This is a genomic window from Allosalinactinospora lopnorensis (genome assembly GCF_000981225.1).
GTDB classification, from domain to species: Bacteria; Actinomycetota; Actinomycetes; order Streptosporangiales; family Streptosporangiaceae; genus Allosalinactinospora; species Allosalinactinospora lopnorensis.
In genome coordinates this window covers 1-4954 of sequence record NZ_LAJC01000146.1, presented here as the reverse complement: position 1 = coordinate 4954, position 4954 = coordinate 1, and the positions used below count along the sequence as shown (strand labels likewise).

General features: G+C 68.9%; 5 protein-coding genes. 2 read left to right on the top strand and 3 right to left on the bottom strand.

All coding sequences use genetic code 11. The annotated features are described in order from the left end of the window. Positions 1-582 (bottom strand): TetR/AcrR family transcriptional regulator (locus tag VS93_RS25990; RefSeq protein ID WP_046472483.1); only part of this gene is annotated, 582 nt, incomplete at its 3' end. Positions 583-587: 5 nt separating this feature from the next. After that, positions 588-2213 carry an MFS transporter gene (locus VS93_RS25985; RefSeq protein ID WP_082127211.1) on the bottom strand — a complete coding sequence of 542 codons (1626 nt, stop codon included), beginning with the start codon at positions 2211-2213 and terminating at the stop codon, positions 588-590. Between the two features lie 367 nt (positions 2214-2580). Here VS93_RS25985 and panB point away from each other — a divergent pair, with 367 nt between their 5' ends. Together panB and VS93_RS25975 are read left to right on the top strand one after the other, a co-directional pair. Then, positions 2581-3420: a 3-methyl-2-oxobutanoate hydroxymethyltransferase gene (gene panB, locus VS93_RS25980; protein ID WP_046472482.1), complete on the top strand. Its 840-nt coding sequence runs from the start codon at positions 2581-2583 to the stop codon at positions 3418-3420. Between the two features lie 135 nt (positions 3421-3555). Next, on the top strand, positions 3556-4596 hold the full coding sequence (locus tag VS93_RS25975; protein ID WP_046472481.1) for an LLM class F420-dependent oxidoreductase: 1041 nt from the start codon (positions 3556-3558) through the stop codon (positions 4594-4596). Here the strand turns inward: VS93_RS25975 and VS93_RS25970 are convergent. Next, positions 4593-4954 (bottom strand): helical backbone metal receptor (locus VS93_RS25970; RefSeq protein ID WP_046472480.1); only part of this gene is annotated, 362 nt, incomplete at its 5' end. The genes VS93_RS25975 and VS93_RS25970 overlap by 4 nt on opposite strands.

Below are 4954 nucleotides of genomic sequence, written 5' to 3'. Positions count from 1 at the left end.
GGAGCTCTGGACGCCGGTGAGGACCGTGTCGACGAGGAGCTCGGCACAGGCGCGGGCCGGGCCGCCGGAACCGGACCTGCGGTAGACGAGCGCCCCGCCGACCAGCAGGTTCAGCACAGTCTGCGGGTCGAGGTCGGAGCGGAGTTCGCCCGAGGCGACGCCCCGGCGCAGCACCTCGTAGAGGACCTCGTTGCGCGGCGCGAAGACGCTGCGCTTGATCCGGGAGACGATCTCCGGGTGGGTTTCGCTCATCATCAGCGCACTGATGGCGCGGTCGAGAGGGCTGTCCATTTCGCCGCAGACCTGCGCGATGAGCTCCACGAGGTCGTCGCGCACGGATTCGCGGTTCACCCCGGGAAGCGGCGGGCGCAGCGTCGCCACCGCATCGGTGAGGAGCTCCTCTTTGCTGGTCCAGCGCCGGTAGATGGTGGCCTTGCCCACCCCGGCCCGCGCCGCCACCGCCTCGACGGAGATGTCGGCGACGTTCTTTCGCTCGGCCAGGAGTTCCAGCGCCGCGGTCAGGATGGCGTCGTTGGCCTTCTGGCTGCGGGGCCGCCCTGGCGGGCGAAGGGAGGTTCCCATGGGGATCACTCGCTCGGGCCGGTTGCGATCGGGTGTCCATGCTGGCGATCCTGCGGCCTGGTGTCGCCTTCCCCACCACTGTGCCCGCCTCCTGCAGGGGGCTCATCCTGCTCGTCGGGGCGGTCACTGTGCCACGGCAGCCAGATCAGCACGATCACCATACACATCAGCCCGATGACCAGCGAGCACAGAGCAGCGAGGTGCATGCCGGAGAGGAACGCCTCCTTGGCCGGAGCCGCCAGGAAGGCGCCCTCGGCGCCCAGTTCGCCGGCGACGGCCATCGTCCCCTCGATGGACTCCCCGCCCGACCTGCGCAGATTCTCGGGAAGCCCGGCCAGGTAGGGATCGATGTCAAAACGGTAGACCGTCGATATGACGGCTCCGAGAACGGCCACCCCGAGGGCGGTGGCCACCTGGCGGACGGTGTTCTGCACCGCCGAGGCCGCGCCGGCCTGGTGTCGCGGCACCGAGGCCATGATCAGTTCCGTCGCGGGCACCATCACCATCGCCATCCCCGTGCCCTGCACGAAGAAGGCGACCTCGATCATCCACACCGGGGTTCCGGTATCGAGCAGCCCGTACGATCCCAGTGCCATGGAGGCCAGGAAGACCCCGGCGGCGGCCACCACTTTCGGCCCGAACCTGGCGACCATGTACGGGCTGAGGGGGGCGATGATCAGCTGGGCGGCGGCGATCGGCAGCACCAGGAGCCCGGCGTGCAACGGGGTGAACTCGCGGACGCTCTGCCAGTAGAAGGTCATGAAGAACAGCACGCCGGCCATCGCGAAGAACATCATCATGATCGCGACGATGGCGACGGAGAGCCGCGGATTGCGGAACAGCCGGACGTTGAGCGCGGGATGCTCGGTGCGCGCCTCGTGCACGACGAAGACAGCGAGCACGGCGAGCCCGGCCAGGATGCTTCCGTAGACGTCGGGGGCCGCCAGCGAGCTGCGCTCACCGGCCCCGATGATCCCGTAGACGAGCAGCACCAGACCCGCGATCGAGAGCAGTACGCCGGTCGGGTCCAGCCGGCCCGGGTGCTCGTTGCGCGACTCCGGTACCAGCACGGCCATGAGCACCAGGCCGATGAGCACGATGGGCACGTTGACCAGGAAGACCGAGCCCCACCAGAAGTGCTCCAGCAGCAGACCGCCCAGCGGGGGGCCGATCCCCAGCGCCAGGCCGACCGCGCCGGCCCAGATCCCGATCGCCCTCCCCCGTTCCTCCGCGCTGAAGACGTTGGTGATGATGGAGAGCGTCTGCGGCATGACCGCCGCTCCGCCGAACCCCATCAAGGCGCGCGCCCAGATGAGCTGCTCGGGACTCTGGGCATAGGCGGATGCCAGGGACGCCAGGCCGAAAACGGCCAGGCCGAGCATGAGCACGCGTTTGCGGCCTACACGGTCGCCGATGACGCCCCAGGTGAACAGCAGCCCGGCGAACACCAGTGTGTAGGAGTTGACCGACCAGGCGAGCTGGCTCTGGCTGGCGCCGAGCCCTTCGTTCGGATCGGAGATCACGCGGAGCGCGACGTTCAGGATGGTGTTGTCCAGCACAACGATGAGCAGGCTGATGACGAGCACCCCGAGAATGCCCCAGCGCCGCCGGTGTATCGTTTCGCGATCCACGTGCCCCCCTGACCGAGCTGATGCGACTTCCCTATTTCAATACGAGACCGTCTCGTTTCGCAAGTGGATATTCCGCCTCGGCTCGTATGGGTGCAACCTCCTGCACAGCGGATTCCATCCACGGCCGCCAAGGCCGGGGCCGCAAAGCCCAAGGGCACGCCCCCGTTGGTGGAGCGGGTACGAAGCCGGCCCCTTCCGCGCCGTTCAAGGGGATGGCGAAGGGCCGCGAATCAGTTGATACTCGACGAAAGCACCGAAACGCCGCCATGCGATGATGGCCGCACCGGCGACGGCCGCGCTGCCGGAACCGTTACCTACACAGTCCGGAGACGCCGTAACGGCGCTTCGAGGCATCGGAGGAACGCAGATGACCACACCCACGTCCACAACCTCCCTCTACGGCGGCACCTCCTCCCGCCGTGTCACCACCCGCGACATCGCCCGGGCGAAGCAGAACGGCGAGCGCTGGCCGATGCTCACCGCCTACGACGCCCTCACCGCCCGCGTCTTCGACCAGGCCGGCATTCCTGTCCTGCTCGTCGGCGACTCGGCCGCGATGGTCGTCTACGGCTACGACTCGACGGTCCCTGTGACCGTCGATGACCTCCTCCCCCTCACGGCCGCCGTCGCCCGTTCCACGAGCCGGTCCATGGTCGTCGCCGACCTCCCGTTCGGTTCCTACCAAGCTTCCGCCGAGCAGGCCCTGGCCGCGGCGGCGCGGTTCATGAAGGAGGGCGGGGCGCACGCGGTCAAGCTGGAGGGGGGCCATCGGGTCACCCACCAGGTCGAGGCGCTGGTCGCTGCGGGCATCCCGGTGATGGGCCACATCGGGCTCACGCCGCAGTCAGTGCACACCCTGGGCGGCTACCGGGTCCAGGGCCGGGGGGAGCAGGGGGCCGCCCTGCTCTCCGACGCCAAGGAACTGGAGCGCGCCGGCGCCTTCTCGGTCGTCCTCGAATGCGTGCCGGCCGACCTGGCCGCCGACATCACCGAGCAGCTCACGATCCCCACGATCGGTATCGGGGCGGGAGCACGGACCGACGCCCAGGTGCTGGTCTGGCAGGACATGGCCGGGCTGAGCCCGCACGTGGCGAAGTTCGTCAAGACCTACGCCAACCTCACCGAGACCCTCACCGAGGCGGCCAAGAGCTACGCCGAGGAGGTCGTCACAGGCAGATTCCCGGACGAGGAGCACTCCTATTCCTGAAGAGGCGGGCCGAAGCCTCCCGGCATTCGCCTTCCGTCCGGTTTTCCGGGCGGAAGGCGGGCCCGCCCTCGAAACCGAACACTACTCGGTAGTAGAGTTCAGGTCGACCAGGGCGCGTGACAACACGGAGGCACGATGCGCATCTCCCTACCGCTGCAGTACGCCGGTGAGCCGAAGGCAGCCGTCGACCAGGTCGTCGAGCTGGAAAAGGCCGGGCTCGACACCGTGTGGGTGGCCGAGGCCTACGGGTACGACAGCCCCACTCTCATGGGCTACCTCGCGGCCCGGACCGAGAGCGTCCGGATCGGAGCCGCCATCCTGCCCCTCTACACCCGCACCCCCACTCTCATCGCGCAGACGGCCGCCGGACTGGACTACCTCTCCGACGGCCGCGCCGTCCTCGGCCTGGGAGCCAGCGGCCCGCAGGTCATCGAGGGCTGGCACGGCATCCCCTATGTCAAGCCCCTCACCCGCACCCGTGAGATCGTGGAGATCTGCCGCAAAGTGTGGGCGCGTGAGGAGCGGCTTACCCACGACGGCAAGATCTTCACCCTCCCGCTTCCGCCCGAGCAGGGAACCGGTCTGGGTAAACCCCTGAAGATCATCAACCACCCGGTGCGTAGCCGGGTCCCGATCTACCTGGCCTCCCTGGGCGAGAAGAACGTCGAGCTCACCGCCGAGATCGCCAACGGCTGGCTGCCGATCTTCTTCATCCCGGAGAAGGCGGGGGACGTCTGGGGCGACGCGCTCGCAGCGGGCAAGGCCAAGCGCGATCCCGCTCTGGGGGAACTGGAGATCTCCGCCGGCGGCATGCTCGCCATCGGCGAGGGCGCGGAGACCAAGAAGCTCCTCGACTTCACCCGTCCGATGATCGCCCTCTACGTTGGCGGCATGGGGGCCAAAGGCAAGAACTTCTACAACACCCTGGCCCGCCGCTACGGGTACGAGGAGGCCGCGGACAAGATCCAGGACCTCTACCTCGACGGGAAGAAGGACGAGGCCGCGGCGGCGGTCCCGGACGAGATGGTCGAGCTGACCAATCTCGTCGGCCCCGAGTCCTACGTGCGCGAGCGTGTCGAGGCGTTCCGCGCGGCCGGCGTGACCCACCTCAACGTCACCCCGGTCGGTGACGACCCGGTCAAGCTGATCGAGAAGGTCAAGGGCTGGCTGAGTTAGTCCTCACCCGGCTGATCGGCGGCGCGGCCCCCAAGGGCCCGCCCGAGGTTCTCGCGCGCCTCACTCAGGGAAGGGCCGTACCAGGTCAGGTACCGCCCGCTGACCAGCGCCGCGGGCAGTCCCGGGAACGACTCGGGGCCGTCGTCCGCGGCGAACGCGTAAGGCTCGTCGGACAGCACGACCAGGTCCGCGCCGCACTCGCTGAGCTCGGCCAGCCGGATCCGGGGGTACCGCTCCTCCGCGGTGGCGTACACGTTGGCGACGCCCAACCTGGCCAGCACGTCCCCGGCGAACGTGCCACGGCCCAGCACCATCCACGGCCGCCGCCAGATCGGCACGACGGCCCGGCGTGCCGGGG

Excerpts from the sequence above, each read along its gene's own strand:
- panB (WP_046472482.1), top strand. The coding sequence starts at position 2,581 with ATGACCACACCCACGTCCACAACCTCCCTCTACGGCGGCACCTCCTCC.
- VS93_RS25975 (WP_046472481.1), top strand. The coding sequence starts at position 3,556 with ATGCGCATCTCCCTACCGCTGCAGTACGCCGGTGAGCCGAAGGCAGCC.